Annotated in this window: 16 protein-coding genes; 9 read left to right on the top strand and 7 right to left on the bottom strand. The window is 71.5% G+C overall.

Features of this window, described 5'->3' with window-relative positions; all coding sequences use genetic code 11:
- From ABD296_RS27740 to pknB, 6 genes are all read left to right on the top strand, one after another.
- On the top strand, positions 1 to 339 hold a 339-nt coding region (locus tag ABD296_RS27740), incomplete at its 5' end, for an FHA domain-containing protein FhaB/FipA (RefSeq protein WP_344273236.1).
- Positions 336 to 1,916, top strand: a complete 1,581-nt coding sequence (locus ABD296_RS27735; RefSeq protein WP_344273233.1) for a Stp1/IreP family PP2C-type Ser/Thr phosphatase — start codon at positions 336 to 338, stop codon at positions 1,914 to 1,916. The genes ABD296_RS27740 and ABD296_RS27735, both read left to right, overlap by 4 nt.
- Positions 1,913 to 3,499 (top strand): FtsW/RodA/SpoVE family cell cycle protein, encoded by a 1,587-nt coding sequence (locus tag ABD296_RS27730; RefSeq protein ID WP_344273230.1) that lies wholly within the window; start codon positions 1,913 to 1,915, stop codon positions 3,497 to 3,499. The genes ABD296_RS27735 and ABD296_RS27730 overlap by 4 nt, the downstream gene beginning before the upstream one ends.
- A 16-nt stretch (positions 3,500 to 3,515) precedes the next feature.
- On the top strand, positions 3,516 to 4,991 hold the full coding sequence (locus ABD296_RS27725) for a peptidoglycan D,D-transpeptidase FtsI family protein (RefSeq protein WP_344273228.1): 1,476 nt from the start codon (positions 3,516 to 3,518) through the stop codon (positions 4,989 to 4,991).
- Positions 4,988 to 6,427 (top strand): serine/threonine-protein kinase, encoded by a 1,440-nt coding sequence (locus tag ABD296_RS27720; RefSeq protein WP_344273225.1) that lies wholly within the window; start codon positions 4,988 to 4,990, stop codon positions 6,425 to 6,427. The genes ABD296_RS27725 and ABD296_RS27720 overlap by 4 nt, the downstream gene beginning before the upstream one ends.
- A gap of 22 nt (positions 6,428 to 6,449) precedes the next feature.
- Positions 6,450 to 8,270: a Stk1 family PASTA domain-containing Ser/Thr kinase gene (gene pknB, locus ABD296_RS27715; RefSeq protein WP_344273222.1), complete on the top strand. Its 1,821-nt coding sequence runs from the start codon at positions 6,450 to 6,452 to the stop codon at positions 8,268 to 8,270.
- 210 nt (positions 8,271 to 8,480) lie between these two features.
- Here pknB and ABD296_RS27710 read toward each other — a convergent pair whose 3' ends face one another.
- From ABD296_RS27710 to ABD296_RS27695, 4 genes are read right to left on the bottom strand one after another with little or no spacing between them, the layout of a single operon-like run.
- Entirely contained in the window at positions 8,481 to 9,104 is a 624-nt protein-coding gene (locus ABD296_RS27710; RefSeq protein WP_344273219.1) for an anthranilate synthase component II, read from the bottom strand.
- Entirely contained in the window at positions 9,104 to 9,295 is a 192-nt protein-coding gene (locus ABD296_RS27705) for a hypothetical protein (protein WP_344273216.1), read from the bottom strand. The genes ABD296_RS27710 and ABD296_RS27705 overlap by 1 nt, the downstream gene beginning before the upstream one ends.
- An 8-nt stretch (positions 9,296 to 9,303) precedes the next feature.
- The gene (locus tag ABD296_RS27700) at positions 9,304 to 9,951 is read right to left on the bottom strand and encodes a class E sortase (RefSeq protein ID WP_344273257.1); all 648 of its coding nucleotides are present in this window, start codon (positions 9,949 to 9,951) and stop codon (positions 9,304 to 9,306) included.
- Between the two features lie 27 nt (positions 9,952 to 9,978).
- Complete coding sequence (locus ABD296_RS27695) at positions 9,979 to 10,731, bottom strand: DUF881 domain-containing protein (protein ID WP_344273213.1); 753 nt, start codon at positions 10,729 to 10,731, stop codon at positions 9,979 to 9,981.
- A gap of 112 nt (positions 10,732 to 10,843) precedes the next feature.
- On the opposite strand from ABD296_RS27695, the gene ABD296_RS27690 reads away from it, so the two are divergent.
- Positions 10,844 to 11,101 (top strand): cell division protein CrgA, encoded by a 258-nt coding sequence (locus ABD296_RS27690; protein ID WP_344273210.1) that lies wholly within the window; start codon positions 10,844 to 10,846, stop codon positions 11,099 to 11,101.
- A gap of 217 nt (positions 11,102 to 11,318) precedes the next feature.
- On the opposite strand, the gene ABD296_RS27685 is transcribed toward ABD296_RS27690, so the two are convergent.
- Both ABD296_RS27685 and ABD296_RS27680 read right to left on the bottom strand, forming a co-directional pair.
- Positions 11,319 to 12,203, bottom strand: a complete 885-nt coding sequence (locus ABD296_RS27685) for a rhomboid family intramembrane serine protease (protein WP_344273207.1) — start codon at positions 12,201 to 12,203, stop codon at positions 11,319 to 11,321.
- Positions 12,204 to 12,265: 62 nt separating this feature from the next.
- Complete coding sequence (locus ABD296_RS27680) at positions 12,266 to 12,793, bottom strand: peptidylprolyl isomerase (RefSeq protein WP_344273204.1); 528 nt, start codon at positions 12,791 to 12,793, stop codon at positions 12,266 to 12,268.
- A 169-nt stretch (positions 12,794 to 12,962) separates the two neighbouring features.
- Between ABD296_RS27680 and ABD296_RS27675 the strand changes: the two genes are divergently transcribed.
- Complete coding sequence (locus tag ABD296_RS27675; RefSeq protein ID WP_344273201.1) at positions 12,963 to 13,433, top strand: hypothetical protein; 471 nt, start codon at positions 12,963 to 12,965, stop codon at positions 13,431 to 13,433.
- A 214-nt stretch (positions 13,434 to 13,647) separates the two neighbouring features.
- Positions 13,648 to 14,424, top strand: coding sequence for an acyltransferase (locus tag ABD296_RS27670; protein WP_344273198.1), 777 nt, complete (start codon positions 13,648 to 13,650; stop codon positions 14,422 to 14,424).
- A 69-nt stretch (positions 14,425 to 14,493) separates the two neighbouring features.
- Here ABD296_RS27670 and ABD296_RS27665 read toward each other — a convergent pair whose 3' ends face one another.
- The gene (locus ABD296_RS27665; protein WP_344273254.1) at positions 14,494 to 16,059 is read right to left on the bottom strand and encodes a DEAD/DEAH box helicase; all 1,566 of its coding nucleotides are present in this window, start codon (positions 16,057 to 16,059) and stop codon (positions 14,494 to 14,496) included.
- Positions 16,060 to 16,235: the final 176 nt, after the last annotated feature.

Here is a 16,235-nt window from a genome sequence, read left to right as displayed (position 1 = left end):
GCCATCGCGGTGGCGCCCGCGCCGCCGCGCCGCGCCGCCCCTAGTGGCGCCCCCAGCAAGCTCGTCGTCGTCCAGGGCGAGCGGGCGGGCACCGTCATCGATCTCACGGGGGTGCCCATCACCATCGGACGGGCCAATGACGCCACGCTCGTGGTGACCGACGACTACGCTTCGACCCGGCATGCCCGACTTTATGCGCAGGACGGTCAGTGGATCGTGGAAGATCTCGGCTCGACCAATGGCACATATCTCGGACGCACGAAGGTCAGCCGGCCGATGCCGGTACCGCCCGGCGTACCGATCCGTATCGGCAAGACCGTGATCGAGCTGCGCAAATGACTCTGGGAATCCGCTACGCCGCGCGCTCCGACGTCGGCATGCTGCGCGAGGGCAACGAGGACTCGGCGTACGCGGGGGCGCACCTGCTCGCGGTGGCCGACGGGATGGGCGGGCACGTCGGCGGCGAGATCGCCAGTGCCGCCGCGATCGACGCGCTCCGCGGGCTCGACAAGGACCTGCCCGCGAACGAGCTGCTGGCCGCGCTCGAGCACACGGTGAAGACGGCCAACGACAACCTGCACCGCATCGTGGAGTCCGACCCCGCCCTGCAGGGCATGGGGACGACGCTGACGGCGATGCTGTGGGCGGGCAATCAGGTCGCGCTGGTGCACATCGGCGACTCCCGGGCGTACCTGCTGCGGGACGGCAGCCTGTTCCAGATCACGCACGACCACACGCTGGTGCAGTCGCTGGTGGACGAGGGCCGGATCAGCCCGGACGAGGCGGCGACGCACCCGCAGCGGTCGCTGCTGCTGCGCGCGCTCGACGGCCGCGGCGAGGTCGATCCGGACCTGTCGCTGCGGGAGGCGAAGGTCGGCGACCGCTACCTGCTGTGCTCGGACGGACTGTCCGGCGTGGTGACGGCCGAGACGATCTTCCAGGTGCTGACGGACGTGGCGGAGCCGGAGCAGGCCGTCCGGCAGCTGATCGACCTGGCGAACCGGGGCGGCGGCCCGGACAACATCACCTGCGTGGTCGCGGACGTGGTGGACCTGGAGCGGCATCCGCCGACGGGCGGGCCCGGCCACGCGGTGGGCGCGGCGGCGAACGCCGCGCCGCCGGAGCCGCCGGGCGGCGGGACGGGCCCGAACATCACCGTGGCGGACACCCCGGCGGGGCGCGCGGCGCAGCTGCGGGACACGATGCCGCAGCCGCCGGTCGCGGTGGACGAGATGCCGCCGCCGGCGCCGATGCCGATGAACGAGCCGATGGCGGGGCCGCCCGGCGCGATGCCGCAGGGCATGCAGGAGCCGATGGCGGCGCCGCGGGGACGCGGTGCGCGCCGGTGGACGTGGCTGATCGTGGTCGCGGGCGTCGTCGTGGTCGCCGTCGTGGCGGGCGGCTTCGTGCTGATCCAGAACGTCCGGAACGGCTACTACATCGGCGCGGAGAACGGCAGGGTCGTGCTGTACCGCGGGACGACGCAGAAGGTCCCGCTGATCAGCCTGTCCCGCAAGGCCGACCGGCAGCCGAACCCGCCGATCCTGCTCGCGGACCTCCCCAAGAACGTGCAGGACCAGGTGAAGGGCACCTACTCGGTGAACGGCCCGTCCGCGCTGGACGAGCTGAAGAGCCGGGTGTGCAAGTACGTCCTCACCCAGGAGGCGGGGAAGGTCGTCATCGTCAAGGGGCAGGGCCAGCGCAGCTGCACGCCGCAGAAGGTCACCAACAGCGACATCCCGCTGAACGAGTTGCCGACGTCGGACGCGAACGCGGTGACGAGGGGAGGTCTGGCGTTCATCGGCCAGCAGGCGGCGGAGGCGAAGCTCAAGGAGCTGGGCGACCGACGGGACGCGTGCAAGGCGAGCAACCCCTCGATCAAGGACTGCCCGTCCGACGGGGGAAGCCGTAGATGAACTCGCTCGGGGAGCAGATCAGGGCCGTCCTGCCGTACCAGCGGCGGAACGCGGCGTCGTTCGCGCTGCTGTTGTTCGCGATGGTGCTGACGCTGTCGGCGTTCGCGGAGGTCGGCCTGGCCCGGGACGGGTACCTCCCCGCCGGGCTGTTCACCTACGGCGGCGCGCTGCTGGTGCTGGCGCTCGCCGCCTACTTCGTGCAGGCGAAGTTCCTGCCGTACGCCGACCCGCTGCTGCTGCCGCTGGCGGTGGCGCTGAACGGGCTCGGGCTGGCGATGATCTACCGGCTCGACCTCGACACCAGCGAGGGCCACAAGGTGGCGCAGCTGGCCGGCAAGAAGCTGATCCCGGACGACGCGAACGCGACCCAGCAGCTGATCTGGACGTTCGTCGGGATCGTGCTGTTCGTCGGCGCGGTCATGATCATGCGGGAGACCACGAAGCCGGACGCGCCGCTGTCGTTCACGCCGAAGACCGCGCAGCGCTACACCTACCTGATCGGCCTCACCGCGATCATCCTGCTGCTGCTGCCGATCGTGCCGGGCATCGGCGCGCAGATCAACGGCGCGCGGGTGTGGATCCACGTCGGGCCGCTGTCGGTGCAGCCGGGCGAGTTCGCGAAGCTGCTGCTGGTGGTGTTCTTCGCCGGCTACCTGGTGAACAAGCGCCAGGCGATGTCGCTGATCGGCAAGAAGATCGGGCCGTTCAGCCTGCCGCGCGCCCGCGACCTGGGCCCGATCGTCGTGATCTGGTTCTTCTGCCTGGGCGTGCTGTTCATGCAGAAGGACCTCGGTACGGCGCTGCTGTTCTTCGGCCTGTTCGTGTCGATGCTGTACATCGCGACGCAGCGGGTGTCGTGGGTGGCGATCGGCATCGGGCTGCTGGCGGTCGGCGTCTTCGTGGCGACGCAGCTGCCGTTCATGGCCCACGTCAACCAGCGCATCGACATCTGGCAGAACCCGAAGCCCTACTTCGACGGCGGCTGCCTGCTGGACAGCGGCAAGGTCGTCCCGGTGAACCCCGACACCACGATCTACAAGCGGGAGAAGGCGGCCGGCAGCCCCTACCCGGGCTACGCCGCCTGCGCGAAGCTCGGCGGCGACTACTCCGACAGCCGGCAGCTGATGATGGGGCTGTTCTCGCTCGGCGAGGGCGGGGTGCTCGGCAAGGGCCTCGGCCAGGGCGAGCCGTGGCGGACGCCGCTGTCGTTCAGCGACTTCATCTTCGACTCGATGGGCGAGGAGCTCGGGCTGACCGGGCTGATGGCGCTGCTGCTGGTCTACGCCTTAATCGTGCAGCGCGGCATGAAGACGGCGGTGGCCGCGCGGGACCCGTACCTGAAGCTGTTCGCGGGCGGCGTCTCGTTCGTGCTGGGCCTGCAGGTCTTCGTGATCGTCGGCGGGGTCACCAAGCTGATCCCGCTGACCGGCCTGACCACGCCGTTCCTGTCGCAGGGCGGTTCGTCGCTGATGGCGAACTGGATCCTGATCGCGATCCTGGTGCGGATGAGCCACGACGCGCGCAAGCCCGCCCCCCAGGCCATCCAGGACGAGGGCATGACCCAGATCGTGAGCACGAGGTGATCTTTCCCGTATGAACATGGACAAGCCGATCCGGTGGGTGGCCGTCTTCGGGATGTTGCTGTTCTTCGGGCTGATGGCGCAGGTGAACTACGTCCAGGGCAGCCAGGCGGAGAGCCTGCGCACCGACCCGCACAACGCGCGTCAGTACCAGGAGGTGTTCAACGCGCCGCGCGGCCAGATCTCGGCGGGCGGCGAGGTGCTGGTGACGTCCACCCCGACGGGGAAGGACAACCCGAAGTACGGCCGGACCTACAAGGACGGCCCGGTGTTCGCGCCGCTCACCGGCTACTTCAACGGGAACGCCACGCAGGTCGAGCGGGCCTACAACTCGCTGCTCGGCGGCAAGGACAAGCGGATCGCCAACCAGCACTGGTTCGACACGTTCATCGGTAAGAAGCCCGAGGGCGCGAACGTCGAGCTGACGGTCGACCCGCAGGCGCAGCGGACGGCGTACGCGCAGCTGAAGGCGAACACGGAGGCGGGCCGGCGCGGCGGCGCCGTGGTGATCGACGCGAAGACGGGCGCGGTCCGGGTGGCGGCGTCGTGGCCGTCCTACGACCCGAACGAGGTCGCGCCGCAGACCGGCGACAAGGGCGCCAAGCGGCTGGAGCAGCTGGAAAAGGGCAGCGGCGTGGTGCGGCCGCTGAACGACAACGCGCTGAGCCAGACGTTCCCGCCGGGGTCGACGTTCAAGACGGTGACGGGGACGGCCGCGATGAACCAGCTCGGCATGAACGACCAGACGACGCTGGACACCTCGCCGCTGACGCTGCCGGAGTCGGGGACGAACCTGCCGAACGACAGCGACACCGGCGCCTGCGGGGGGCAGGCACCGATGAAGGACGCCTACGCCCAGTCCTGCAACACCTCGTTCGGGCGGCTGGCGCTGCAGCTCGGCATCGAGCGGCTGAACAAGGGCGCCGCGGAGTACGGGTTCGGCAAGTCGGTGAAGATCGAGCCGCAGATGCCCGCCGCGGAGAGCGACGTGCCGGTGAACTACACCGACGCGGACGGCAAGCAGCAGCACACCGGCCGGGACGCGACGGCACGCTCCGGCATCGGGCAGGAGAACGTGCGGGCGACGCCGCTGCAGATGGCGATGGTCGCCTCGGCGATCGTGAACGGCGGCAAGCTGATGAACCCCTACGTCGTCGACAAGGTGCGGGCCAAGGACCAGAGCGAGCTGTACAGCGTGTCGCCGAAGGAGTACAGCCAGCCGCTGTCGGGGAGCCAGGCGTCGCAGTTCCAGGCCATGATGCGCGCGGTGGTGCAGTCGGGCACCGCGACGAACCTGAAGGGCGACGACATCGCCGGCAAGACCGGTACCGCCGAACAGGGCCCCGGCAACCCGAACGCGCGCTGGTTCATCGGGTTCGCCCCGGCCGACAACCCGCGGTACGGGTTCGCGGTGATGACCGAGGGCAAGGGCTTCGGCGCGACCGGCGCGGGTCCGATCGCCGCGGCGATCATGCGCCAGGTGTTGAAGAAGTGAGCGTGGGCCTCGTCCTCAACGACCGGTACCGGCTGCTGGAGCGGCTGGCCACCGGCGGGATGGGCGAGGTCTGGCGGGCCCGGGACGAGTCGCTCGGCCGTCCGGTGGCGGTGAAGCTGCTGCGGCTGGAGCTCGGCGCGGACGTGTCGGCGCGCGGCCGGTTCGAGTCGGAGGCGCGGTTCGCGGCGGGCCTGGCGCACGGCGGGATCGCGCAGGTCTTCGACTTCGGCGAGCAGCACGGCCGGACGTTCCTGGTCATGGAGCTGGTGCCGGGCGAGCCGCTGGACGAGATCCTGGCGCGCGACGGCGGGCTGCCGGTGGAGGCCGTGCTGGACCTGCTGGCCCAGGCGGGCCGGGCGCTGGCGGTGGCGCACGAGGCGGGGATCGTGCACCGGGACGTCAAGCCGGCGAACCTGATGGTGTCGCCGGACGGCACCCTGAAGGTCACCGACTTCGGCATCGCGCGGCGGCTGGCGGCGGCGTCGCAGACCCAGACCGGGATGGTCATGGGGACGGCGCACTACATCTCGCCGGAGCAGGCGTCGGCGGGGGAGATCACCACGGCGGCGGACCTGTACTCGCTGGGCGTCGTGGCCTACGAGTGCCTGGCGGGCGAGCCGCCGTTCGACGGGCAGACGCCGGTGGAGGTGGCGCTCAAGCACGTCCGGGACGCGCCGCCGGAGCTGCCGGCGCGGGTGCCGGCGGCGGCGCGGGCGCTGGTCGGGCAGATGCTGGCGAAGGACCCGGCGGACCGGCCGGACGGGGCGACGGCCGTCGCGGACCGGGCGCTGGCGATCCGCCGGGCGCTGAGCACGGGCCGCAGGGCGCGGGACGGCTGGAACGCGGCGGAGCGCCCGACGGTCGTCGATCCGCTGGCGGCGCCGCTGCGGACGGCGCCCGCGGCTCAGGGCGCGACACGGCGAGCATCCGATATGTCGGAATTTGACGCAGCCGGTGCGGCGGATAACCTCACCAACGGGACAGTGACCGGGCAACGGCGCACGGCACTGGCGCTCACCTCGGTCGCCGCCGTGCTGCTCGTGGTGGGCGTCATCGTCGCCGGCTCGTGGTGGCGGGGCGCGTCCGGCTCGGCCCCCGACCGGCGGGACGAGCCGCAGGCCCCCGCGACGAGCCCGGTCGGCGGCGACAGCGTCGACGTCCCGGCCACCCGTTCCCCGAAACCGTCCGCGCGCCGGACGCCGACCCCCGCACCGGCTGTCACCGGCCCGCACCGGGCGCATAGGATCCCTCCGTCAACGCCACGGAACCACCGCGCGTCCCCTACACGCAAGCCGACCACGAAACCGTCCCGGGCGACTCCCACCGCCCCTGAGCCCACACCGACACCGACGGTGAGCACCACGACTCCGTCAACTCCGACCCCGGATCCCTCTCCCACAGGGAGCGGGGAGCTAAGTTCGGACCACAAGGTGTAGACGTACGAGGGAAAGTGCACATATGAGTCAACCTCGGCTGCTCGGCGGCCGCTACGAGCTCGACACGGTGATCGGGCGCGGCGGCATGGCCGAGGTCTACCGTGCCCGTGACCTGCGATTGGATCGCGTGGTCGCGATCAAGACGCTGCGCTCTGACCTGGCGCGCGACCCCACGTTCCAGGCCCGGTTCCGGCGCGAGGCCCAGTCCGCCGCGTCGCTGAACCACCCCTCGGTCATCGCGGTGTACGACACCGGCGAGGACATGATCGGCGACACCCCGATCCCGTACATCGTGATGGAGTACGTCGACGGGAGCACGCTGCGCGACCTGCTGCGGGAGAACCGCGCGCTGCTCCCCGAGAAGGCCCTGGAGATCACCGACGGGATCCTGCGCGCGCTGGACTACAGCCACCGCGGCGGGATCGTGCACCGCGACATCAAGCCGGCCAACGTGATGCTCACCCGGCAGCACGAGGTCAAGGTCATGGACTTCGGCATCGCCCGCGCCATGGCCGACTCGGCGTCCACGATGACGCAGACCGCGCAGGTGATCGGCACCGCGCAGTACCTGTCGCCGGAGCAGGCGCAGGCCAAGCGGGTGGACGCCCGCAGCGACATCTACTCCACCGGCTGCGTGCTGTACGAGCTGCTGACCGGCCAGCCGCCGTTCACCGGCGACTCCCCGGTCGCGATCGCCTACCAGCACGTCCGGGAGGAGCCGGTCCCGCCGTCGCAGATCGATCCGCAGATCCCGCAGTGGGCGGACGCGATGGTCCTGAAGGCGATGGCGAAGGACCCCGACCACCGCTACCAGAACGCGACGGAGTTCCGGCAGGAGATCCAGCGCGTCCTGCAGGGCCAGCCGGTCGCCTCGACGGCGGCGTCCACGATGATGATGGGCGCGCAGCAGCAGGGCACCCAGGTGATGGGCGGCTACCCGGGGGGCGGCCCGGCGCACACGCAGGTGCAGCGCCCGATGGACGACGGCTACAACCTGCCGCCCGTCCACTACGACGAGGACGGCGAGCGCCGCGGCGGCGCCGGCAAGAAGGCCGCGCTGTGGATCGGGCTCGCCGTGCTGTTCATCGGCGGCGCCGCGCTCATCGGCTGGATGATGAGCGGGGGCGGCGGCGGGACCGAGAAGGTCGCGGTCCCGAGCGGCATCGTGAACGTCTCGCAGGAGAACGCCACCGCGGAGCTGACCAAGGCCGGCCTGAAGGTCGGCACGGTGACGGAGCAGTACAACGGCGACGTCAAGAACGGCTACGTCATCAGCTCCGACCCGGTGCCCGGCAAGAGCGTGACCAAGGGCTCGTCGGTGGCGCTGGTGGTCTCCAAGGGGAACAAGCCGCCGCCGCAGGTGGAGGTCCCGGACGTCACCGGCAAGCCGTACTCGCAGGCCAAGAACACGCTGGAGGACAAGGGCTTCGAGGTCGAGCACTCGGTGCAGACCAGCGACAGCGTCCCGCGGCTCAGCGTGATCAGCTCCGACCCGCCGGGCGGCACCAAGGCCAAGAAGGGCTCGACGGTGAAGCTGGTCGTGTCGAACGGCCCGAGCAGCATCAAGGTGCCGGCGCTGTTCAACAACAGCAAGCGGGCGGCCTGCGCCAAGCTGGAGGGCCTCGGCCTGAAGTGCAAGGTGCAGGAGGGCGCGCCGCCGCCGGACAAGCAGGTCGCGACCGGTTTCGTCTACGACCAGTCGCCCGGCCAGGACGCGACGGTGGCGCCCGGCGACACGGTGACGATCTTCGTGGCGCAGAAGCCGTCGCCGACGCCGAACCCGACCGACACCTCGCCGAACCCGCAGTGGCCGACCGGGTTCCCGAATCCCGGCGGCGACTAGACCGGCGACCGCAGCGGCAGGGGCCCGTTCCTCCATCGGAGGGACGGGCCCCTTCGCGTCGGCGGGCCGGTTCGCCGTGCTGGGTTCGCGGTGCGGTCCGGCGCCGGGCATGCGAAGAGGGCTTCCGCCACTCGGGGGCAATGGCGGAAGCCCTCGATAGGGTCTTCGGTTACGGCGTCCCGGACGTTACGGGTTTCAACCGAATTTTTCTCACGAATCCGGCTGATGCCGGATGAGGGAGCGAACGCGCAGGTCAGCGACGGTTTCGCAGGCGGTGAGCCAGTTGCGGAGCAGCCGGTGGCCGCCGGTGGACAGGATCGACTCCGGATGGAACTGGACCCCCTCCACCGGATGGACGCGGTGCCGCAGGCCCATCACGACGCCGTCGGGGGTGCGGGCGGTGACGTCCAGGACGTCGCGGGGCACGGTGGCGGGGTCGACGGCGAGCGAGTGGTAGCGGGTGGCGGGGAACGGGTCGGGGAGGCCGGCGAACACGCCGGCGCCGTCGTGCCCGATGAGGCTGGTCGACCCGTGCACGATCTCCGGTGCGCGCGCCACCACCGCGCCGTGCGCGTGGGCGATCACCTGGTGGCCGAGGCAGACGCCGAGCAGCGGCACGCCCGTCCGCCCGGCGGACCGGACGAGGTCGAGGCAGATCCCGGTGTCCGCGGGGTGGCCGGGCCCGGGGCTGAGGAGCACGCCGTCGGCGGCCGCGGCGTCGGCGAGGGTCACGCCGGAACGGTCCAGGACGGTGCATTCGGCGCCGAGTTCCCGCAGGTACTGGACGATCGTGAAGACGAAGCTGTCGCGGTTGTCCACGACGAGGACGCGCATCAGCCGGGTTTCGCGGTGGACGTAGGCGACGGGGTGCCGTCCACGACGCCGTGGTCGAGCTGGACCTTGGGCTCCAGCCAGGGGAACACGCCCCACCACAGGACGGCGGCGAGGACGGCGACGATCGCGACGGCGACGCCCGCCTTGGCGGGCCAGGTCCCGGGCAGGTGGCGCCACAGCCAGGCGTACACGGTGCCTCCTACTTTCCTGCGGCGGCGGACGGCGCGGACGGCGCGACACGCGGCGCGGCCGACACCAGCTCACCGAAGATGATCATCCGCTTGGCGGCCGAGTACTTGGGGTGGCAGGTGGTGAGGGTGATCGTCGGCCGGGTGGGCCGGCGCCCGGGATGGAACGGGACGGGGGCGGTCACGTCCACCTCGGCCGGCTTCACGATCTTCCGGTCGGTCATCTCGTAGACGTACTGGTGGTCGCGCGTGTCGATGAGGATCCGGTCGCCGCGGTCGAGGTCGCCCAGCTTGTTGAAGGGGGCGGAGTAGGTCGTCCGGTGGCCGGAGACGACGAAGTTGCCGACCTGCCCGGGCAGCGCGGTGCCGGGGTAGTGGCCGGGCCCCTTGCGCAGGTCGGGCACCGTGACGCCCTCGATGATCACGTAGTGGTACCCCTTGCCGAACTTCGGGATGCGGATCATCGCGAGGCCCTTGCCGAGCCTCACCTTCTCGGTGGTGGGCTTCGCCGGCGCCTGCCAGGTCTTCATCAGCTGCTTGCCCAGCTCGTGCTGCTGCGCGCTGGTGTACTGGCCGGTGCCCCAGAGCTCGTAGGTGACGAACAGCATCACGATGATCCCCGCGGTGATGCACAGCTCCCCCATGCCCCGGATCACCATCCGCACCGCGCGTCCCCCTCCCGGGCCTCAGGGCGCCCCGGACGGCGCCTCCGTCGGCACCGTAGCGTGCTTCATGGTCACGTTGGCCGTGTAGGCGGGAAGCGTCGCGCGGGCGATCGTCCGGACGGAGTAACCGAGCCCGTAGGCGCGCACGTACTTGCGGTAGACCGCGACGTCGCGGGACGCGGCGAGCGCGGCACGCAGCCGGGCCGGGTCGCCGGCGGCGGTGATCCGGAACGGCGGCGAGTACACGACGCCCTGCAGGATGAGGGTGTTGCCGACGCACCGGACGGCGCTGGTCGCGATCACCCGCTGGTCCATGATCTGCATCGCGCGGGCGCCGCCGGCCCACAGCGCGTTCACCACGGCCTGGACGTCGCTCTGGTGCACGACGAGGTCGTCGGGGCGGACGGCGGACGGCAGGTCCCCGGACGGCTGCGGGGCGTCGTCCAGCGCGACCCGGACGGCGGGCCCGGTGTGGGCGGCGAAGCCTGCCGCGGCGGCGAGCCCGTCCGCCTCGCCCTGGGCGCGCTTGACGCGGGCGTCATTGCGTCCGGCGGCCCGGGACAGGGCGTCGACCTCGCGGTGCAGCCGCTGGTACTCGGCGCGCTCGCGGCGGCTGCCGCGCTGCTCGTCGCCGATCAGGTCGGTGACCCGGGTGCGGCCCTCGTCGCGCAGGCTGGTGCCGCGGGCCGTGCTCGCGCTCGCCGCGAACAGGGTTCCCGCGGCGAGCGTGAGAACTGGGATGATGCTTCCCCACGCCGAACGCCGTACCCTCATCAACCGGTGCTGTTCATCAGACGGTGCTCACCAGCGACTACGCTAACCGACAAACCACCCATGCGCGGACCGGCGCTCCGGCCGCCGGGCGCTCGAGGAGAACGATCCCACCGTGGCCAAGTCCAAAGTGCGCAAGAAGGCCGTTTACACGCCCCCGCAGAAGTCGAAGGCGCCGGAGGTCAGCCCGCGCTGGCTGGTCCCGACGATGGTCGGGCTGTGGCTGATCGGCCTGATCTGGATCGCGGTCTTCTACGTGACGGCCAGCACCGGCACGGACGTGCCGTTCATGTCCGACCTGCACAACTGGAACCTGGGGATCGGCTTCGTGGCGATCATCCTGGGCGTGGTGCTGTCGACCCGCTGGCGCTGATCCAGGCGGGATACCCGCTTCCGGAGCGGTCGAATCCACGAAAGTTATCCACAGGCTGGGGATCTCTGGCCCCGGCTTTCCCCAGGTTTTCCACAGGCGCGGGTACCGAGCGGTCTTCGGGGGACCGCCTCCGGACACGGAGAAGCCGCCCGCACCCGCGAGGGGCACGGGCGGCTTCCGCATGCCATGGGACCGTCCGGCGCGCGTCCGGCGCCCGCTAGGTCAGGGCCAGCGTCTTGACCGTCACCAGGGTCGCGAGCGCCACGAGCATGACCACCGGCACACCGGTGTGGAAGAGCCGCCGCCGCGCCGCCGGCGCGTACGCGAACGCCAGCGCGATCAGCGCGCCGACGACCAGCCCGCCGATGTGCCCCTCCCAGGAGATCCCCTTCACCGAGAAGGTGATCGCCAGGTTGATCACCAGCAGGAACAGGATCGGCCCGGTGGGCGCGCCCAGCCGGCGGCCGATCACGAAGTACGCACCGAACAGCCCGAAGATGGCGCCGGACGCGCCCACCGCCGCGCCGTACGGCTCGACCAGGTACAGCAGCACCGAGCCGCCCAGCCCCGACAGCAGGTACAGCGCCAGGTAGCGCCCGCGGCCGAGCACCTGCTCCAGCGCCGGCCCCACCGCGTACAGCGCCCACATGTTGAACAGGATGTGGGTGAAGCCGAGCGAGCCGTCGCGGTCGTGCAGGAACATCGTGCTGACCAGCCGGTACCACTCGCCCTCGGCGACGCCGACGACCTCCCCCTGATGGGTGACGCCGAGCCCCACCATCTCCAGGTCCAGGACGACCCGCGGCGACGCCAGCTCGACGATGTACATCAGGATGCACAGGCCGATCAGCGTATAGGTGACGACCGGCATCGCCGACACCGGCCCGCGCGCGCCCAGCGCCGTTCGCGGGGCGGCACTGCGCGCGCCGCGGTGGCCCTCGGCGACGCATTCGACGCACTGGTGCCCGACGGCCGCGTCCCGCATGCACTCGGGGCAGATGTAGCGGTCGCACCGCGTGCAGCGGACATAGGTCTCCCGCCCCGGATGCCGGTAGCAGGTCGGCACCGAGGTCTCGGGCGCGGGACTTTGTTCTGTGCTCATCCGGTCTCCGTCGGGCCGTCGCGTGGGTGTCAGCCGGCGTTGGTGCTCACCCAGGGAAACGACTAACGCCGCTCGATCGTCACCGACCGGATGGCGACGTCGTCCTTCGGGCGGTCCTCCCTGGCCGTCGGGACCGTGCTGATCCGGTCGACGACGTCGGTGCCCTCGACGACCTTGCCGAAGATCGTGTGCCGGCCGGTCAGGTGCTGCACATGCCCGATGTTGTCGGTGGTGATGAAGAACTGCGAGCCGTTGGTGCCGGGCCCGGCGTTCGCCATCGCCAGCAGGTACGGCTTGTTGAACTTCAGGTCCGGGTGGAACTCGTCCTTGAACTTGTAGCCGGGACCGCCGGTGCCGGTGCCCAGCGGGTCCCCGCCCTGGATCATGAAGTCGGGGATGACGCGGTGGAAGACCGTCCCGTTGTACAGCGGCGCCTCGGACTTCTGCCCGGTGCGCGGATCGGTCCAGGTGCGCCGGCCCTCGGCCAGTTCGGTGAAGTTCGCCACCGTCTCGGGCGCCTGGTCCGGGTACAGCTGGATCACGATCTTGCCGAGCGACGTGTCGAGCGTCGCGAAGGTCTCGTTGGCCACGCTGGCCGCCTCCTCGTGAAGTGGATCTGTGCACGTTCCCGCGGGTCCCGGCTGGCCCCCGAATCGTCACACCGCGTGACCGAACGGTCGCGCGCATCGGGTTTACCTTCCGGCACTCGGGAAGAGTGCCTGGCAGGACCTCGCAAACAGGGAGGTTAGCGTGTCCCTAATGATTAGTATCCGCCGGAAGCCGCAGGACGAGATGCTGACGCGGCTCGGCCGCGTCCAGGAAGCGGCCCGCCAGGGCGCCGGACGGTGCCAGGAAGGCGCCTCCGTCATGGCGGAGCGGATGATGCCGGCCGCCCAGGAGCAGCTGATGGTCATGCGCGGCTGGAGCGCGCCTCGGCTGCGGATGGCCGCCCGGTACGTGGAGTCCGGGCTCGCCCCGCGGGTGAGCTCGTTCCTCGGCGACGTCGCCCAGCGGGTGGAGCCGCCGAACCGCAACCGGCCGAGGCGCGGCGCCGTCATGGCGATGATGGGCGTCGTGGCCGCGGCCGGGATGGCCGGTGTCGTGCTGACCAAGCGCGACGCCGTGCGCGACATGGCCAAGGGCTCCGGAGAGCAGGGGGAGGCCGTGTCGGCCGACTCCATGACGGTCTCCGGGTCCGACGTCGACGGCAAGGTGCAATCACCGCACTGACCGTCCGCGCCGTCCGTGCCGTCCGCGGCTTCGGCGGCGCGTGTGCGTGAGCGGGGCCCCGGCCGGACCGGCCGGGGCCCCGCGCCATGCGTACCAGGCCCCGCGCCATGCGTACCAGGCCCCGCGCCATGCGACCGGGTCCCGCGCCATGCGTGCCGGCGGCATGCGGGTGCTCCCGTCACACCGGTTACTACCAACCGGTACGGTGAACGCCATGTCGCCGAAACCGCGCTCGCTGGGGCAGCAGCTGGCCGCCGGGGCCAGGGAACGGGCCCGCCGCGGCCTGCACACGGCGGTGCACGCCACCTGGCAGTGGATCCAGCGGCAGGGCGAGATCACCCCGCACACGCCGGGCCGGCGCCGCTTCGCCTACCTCGGCGAGGGCGCGTGCATCGGCTTCCCCGTCGGCGCCATCTACGGCGAGCCGTGGATCTCGATCGGCGACCACACCCTCGTCGGCACGCACGTGACGATCTCGGCGGGCTTCGTCCCCGGCCTGGACCTCGGCCCGGACGTCGTCGTGTCGATCGGGTCGAGCTGCTCGCTCGGCCGCGGCACGCACATCGTCGGCCACCAGTCCATCGAGATCGGCGACGACGTCTTCACCGGGCCGAACGTCTACATCACCGACCAGAACCACACCTACGGCGACCCGGCCATGCCGATCGGCCGGCAGTGGCCGGAGAACAACCCGGTGGTCATCGGCGACGGCTGCTGGATCGGCACCGGCGCGATCATCTTGCCGGGGACCCGGCTCGGCCGGAACGTCGCCGTCGCGGGCGGCGCGGTCGTCCGCGGCGAGTTCCCGGACCATTCGGTCATCGGCGGCGTCCCCGCCAAGGTGCTGCGTACCTACGACGAGGAGAACGGCTGGCAGCCGCCGCTGCGCAACAGCCCGCTGATGTCCCTCGATGAGCTGGCCGCCCTGTCCGTGGACGGTCTGGAGGGCCTCCAGCTCCTCCAGGACAAGCTCCGCGAGGAGGCCGGCTGAGAAGGCCGCCCCTTAGCTGCGAAGGCCGAGGCCCCGTCCGTCTGGACGGGGCCTCGGCGTTCGCGTGCGTCAGTTGTAGCGGGCGGCGCGGCGGTCTCCGCCGTCGCGGCGCTTGCCGCCGCCTCCGCCCCCGAAGGAGCGGCGGTTGCTGTGCGGGCCCCCACCGGACCGGGGGCCGCCGCCACGACGCTCCCCGCCCGCGTAGGAGCCGCGGTGCTCGCCGCCGCTGTAGCCGCCGCCCTCGCGGCGTCCCTCGTACGAGCCCTCACTGCGGCCCTCGGAGCGCTGGCCGCCGTCCTGGCGGTCGAACGAGCGTCCGCCGCGTCCGCCGCCGCTGAAGCCGCGTCCGCCCCGGCGCCCGCCGCCCGGACGGCCCCGGCCGCCCTCGCCGCGGCGCGGCCGGTCCGGGATGAGCGGCTCCTCGATCGGGATGCCCGACGGGATCCGCGCCCCGGTCAGCTTCATCAGCTCGGCGTCGCCGCTGCTCACCCGGACGCGCGGCGCGTTGATGCCGGCGCGGCGGGTCATCGCGGACGTCGACCGCACCTGGTGCGGCAGGACGAGCGTGACGACGGTGCCGCGCTCGCCGGCGCGGGCGGTGCGGCCCGCGCGGTGCATGTAGTCCTTGCTGTCGGCCGGCGGGTCGACGTGCATGACGAGGCTGACGTCGTCCACGTGGATGCCGCGCGCGGCGACGTCCGTGGCGACCAGCACGCTGATCGTGCCCTCGCGGAACTCGGCGAGCGTGCGGGTGCGCAGCCCCTGGCTCTTGCCGCCGTGCAGCCCGGCCGCGCGGACGCCGACCTGGGTGAGCTGCTTGGCGAGCCGGTCGACGCCGTGCTTGGTGCGGGCGAACAGGATCGTCCGGCCCTCGCGGTTGGCGATCTCGGCGGTGATGGCGCCCTTGTCCTTGGGCGCGACCAGCAGCAGGTGGTGCTCCATCGTGTCGACGGACTCGTCCACCGGGCCGATCGCATGCGTGACCGGGTCCTTCAGGTACCGCCTGACCAGGACGTCCACGTCCCGGTCGAGGGTCGCGGAGAACAGCAGCCGCTGCCCGCCGGGCTTGGCGCCGTCCAGGATGTCGGTGACGTCGGGCAGGAAGCCCATGTCGGCCATGTGGTCGGCCTCGTCCAGCACGACGATCTCGACGTCGGACAGGTCGCAGGCGCCCTGCCGCATCAGGTCCTTGAGCCGGCCCGGGGTGGCGACGATGATCTCGACGCCGCGGCGCAGCGCGTCGATCTGCTTGAACATCGACGTCTGGCCGATGACGGTCTTGAACTTCAGCCCGAGCCCGCGGCCGAGCGGCTCCAGGTTGGTCTGGACCTGCTGGGCCAGCTCGCGGGTCGGGACGAGGATGAGCGCCAGCGGGCGCTTCGGCGCGGCGCGGCGCCCGGACAGCCGGGCGAGCAGCGGCAGGCCGAAGGCGAGGGTCTTGCCGGAGCCGGTCTTGCCGCGCCCGAGGACGTCGCACCCCGTCATGACGTCGGGGATCGCGGCGGCCTGGATCGGGAACGGGGCGTCGATGCCCTGGCGGGCCAGGGCGGACACCAGCGCGGCCGGGAGGCCGAGCTCGGCGAAGGTCGGAACCCGCTCGTCGCCCGCGGTCGCGGGGTCCGGAGTGGCCGGCATGTCGGCGGACGGGTTCTGTGCAGCAGCAGCTGTGGTCACGCATTACCTTCCGAGAGGGGGGCACGTCTCGGGAGGCACCACGGTGTGATCGGCAGGAAGCGATCGGTGCGCTACAAGGACGAGCCTGGCGCCATCGGGGCGCCGAAGATTGATTCGTAGAGTCTAACGTCGGCCGG

Source organism: Actinomadura napierensis (assembly GCF_039529375.1).
GTDB classification, from domain to species: domain Bacteria; phylum Actinomycetota; class Actinomycetes; order Streptosporangiales; family Streptosporangiaceae; genus Spirillospora; species Spirillospora napierensis.
This window is presented reverse-complemented; position numbering and strand designations above follow the sequence as displayed.

Bases quoted from the DNA above. Each gene is read 5' to 3' on its own strand.
- ABD296_RS27710 (WP_344273219.1), bottom strand. From the start codon at position 9,104: ATGCGCGTCCTCGTCGTGGACAACCGCGACAGCTTCGTCTTCACGATC.
- ABD296_RS27730 (WP_344273230.1), top strand. From the start codon at position 1,913: ATGAACTCGCTCGGGGAGCAGATCAGGGCCGTCCTGCCGTACCAGCGG.
- pknB (WP_344273222.1), top strand. From the start codon at position 6,450: ATGAGTCAACCTCGGCTGCTCGGCGGCCGCTACGAGCTCGACACGGTG.
- ABD296_RS27735 (WP_344273233.1), top strand. From the start codon at position 336: ATGACTCTGGGAATCCGCTACGCCGCGCGCTCCGACGTCGGCATGCTG.
- ABD296_RS27725 (WP_344273228.1), top strand. From the start codon at position 3,516: ATGGACAAGCCGATCCGGTGGGTGGCCGTCTTCGGGATGTTGCTGTTC.
- ABD296_RS27665 (WP_344273254.1), bottom strand. From the start codon at position 16,059: ATGCCGGCCACTCCGGACCCCGCGACCGCGGGCGACGAGCGGGTTCCG.
- ABD296_RS27675 (WP_344273201.1), top strand. From the start codon at position 12,963: ATGATTAGTATCCGCCGGAAGCCGCAGGACGAGATGCTGACGCGGCTC.
- ABD296_RS27695 (WP_344273213.1), bottom strand. From the start codon at position 10,731: ATGAGGGTACGGCGTTCGGCGTGGGGAAGCATCATCCCAGTTCTCACG.
- ABD296_RS27685 (WP_344273207.1), bottom strand. From the start codon at position 12,203: ATGAGCACAGAACAAAGTCCCGCGCCCGAGACCTCGGTGCCGACCTGC.
- ABD296_RS27700 (WP_344273257.1), bottom strand. From the start codon at position 9,951: ATGGTGATCCGGGGCATGGGGGAGCTGTGCATCACCGCGGGGATCATC.
- ABD296_RS27670 (WP_344273198.1), top strand. From the start codon at position 13,648: ATGTCGCCGAAACCGCGCTCGCTGGGGCAGCAGCTGGCCGCCGGGGCC.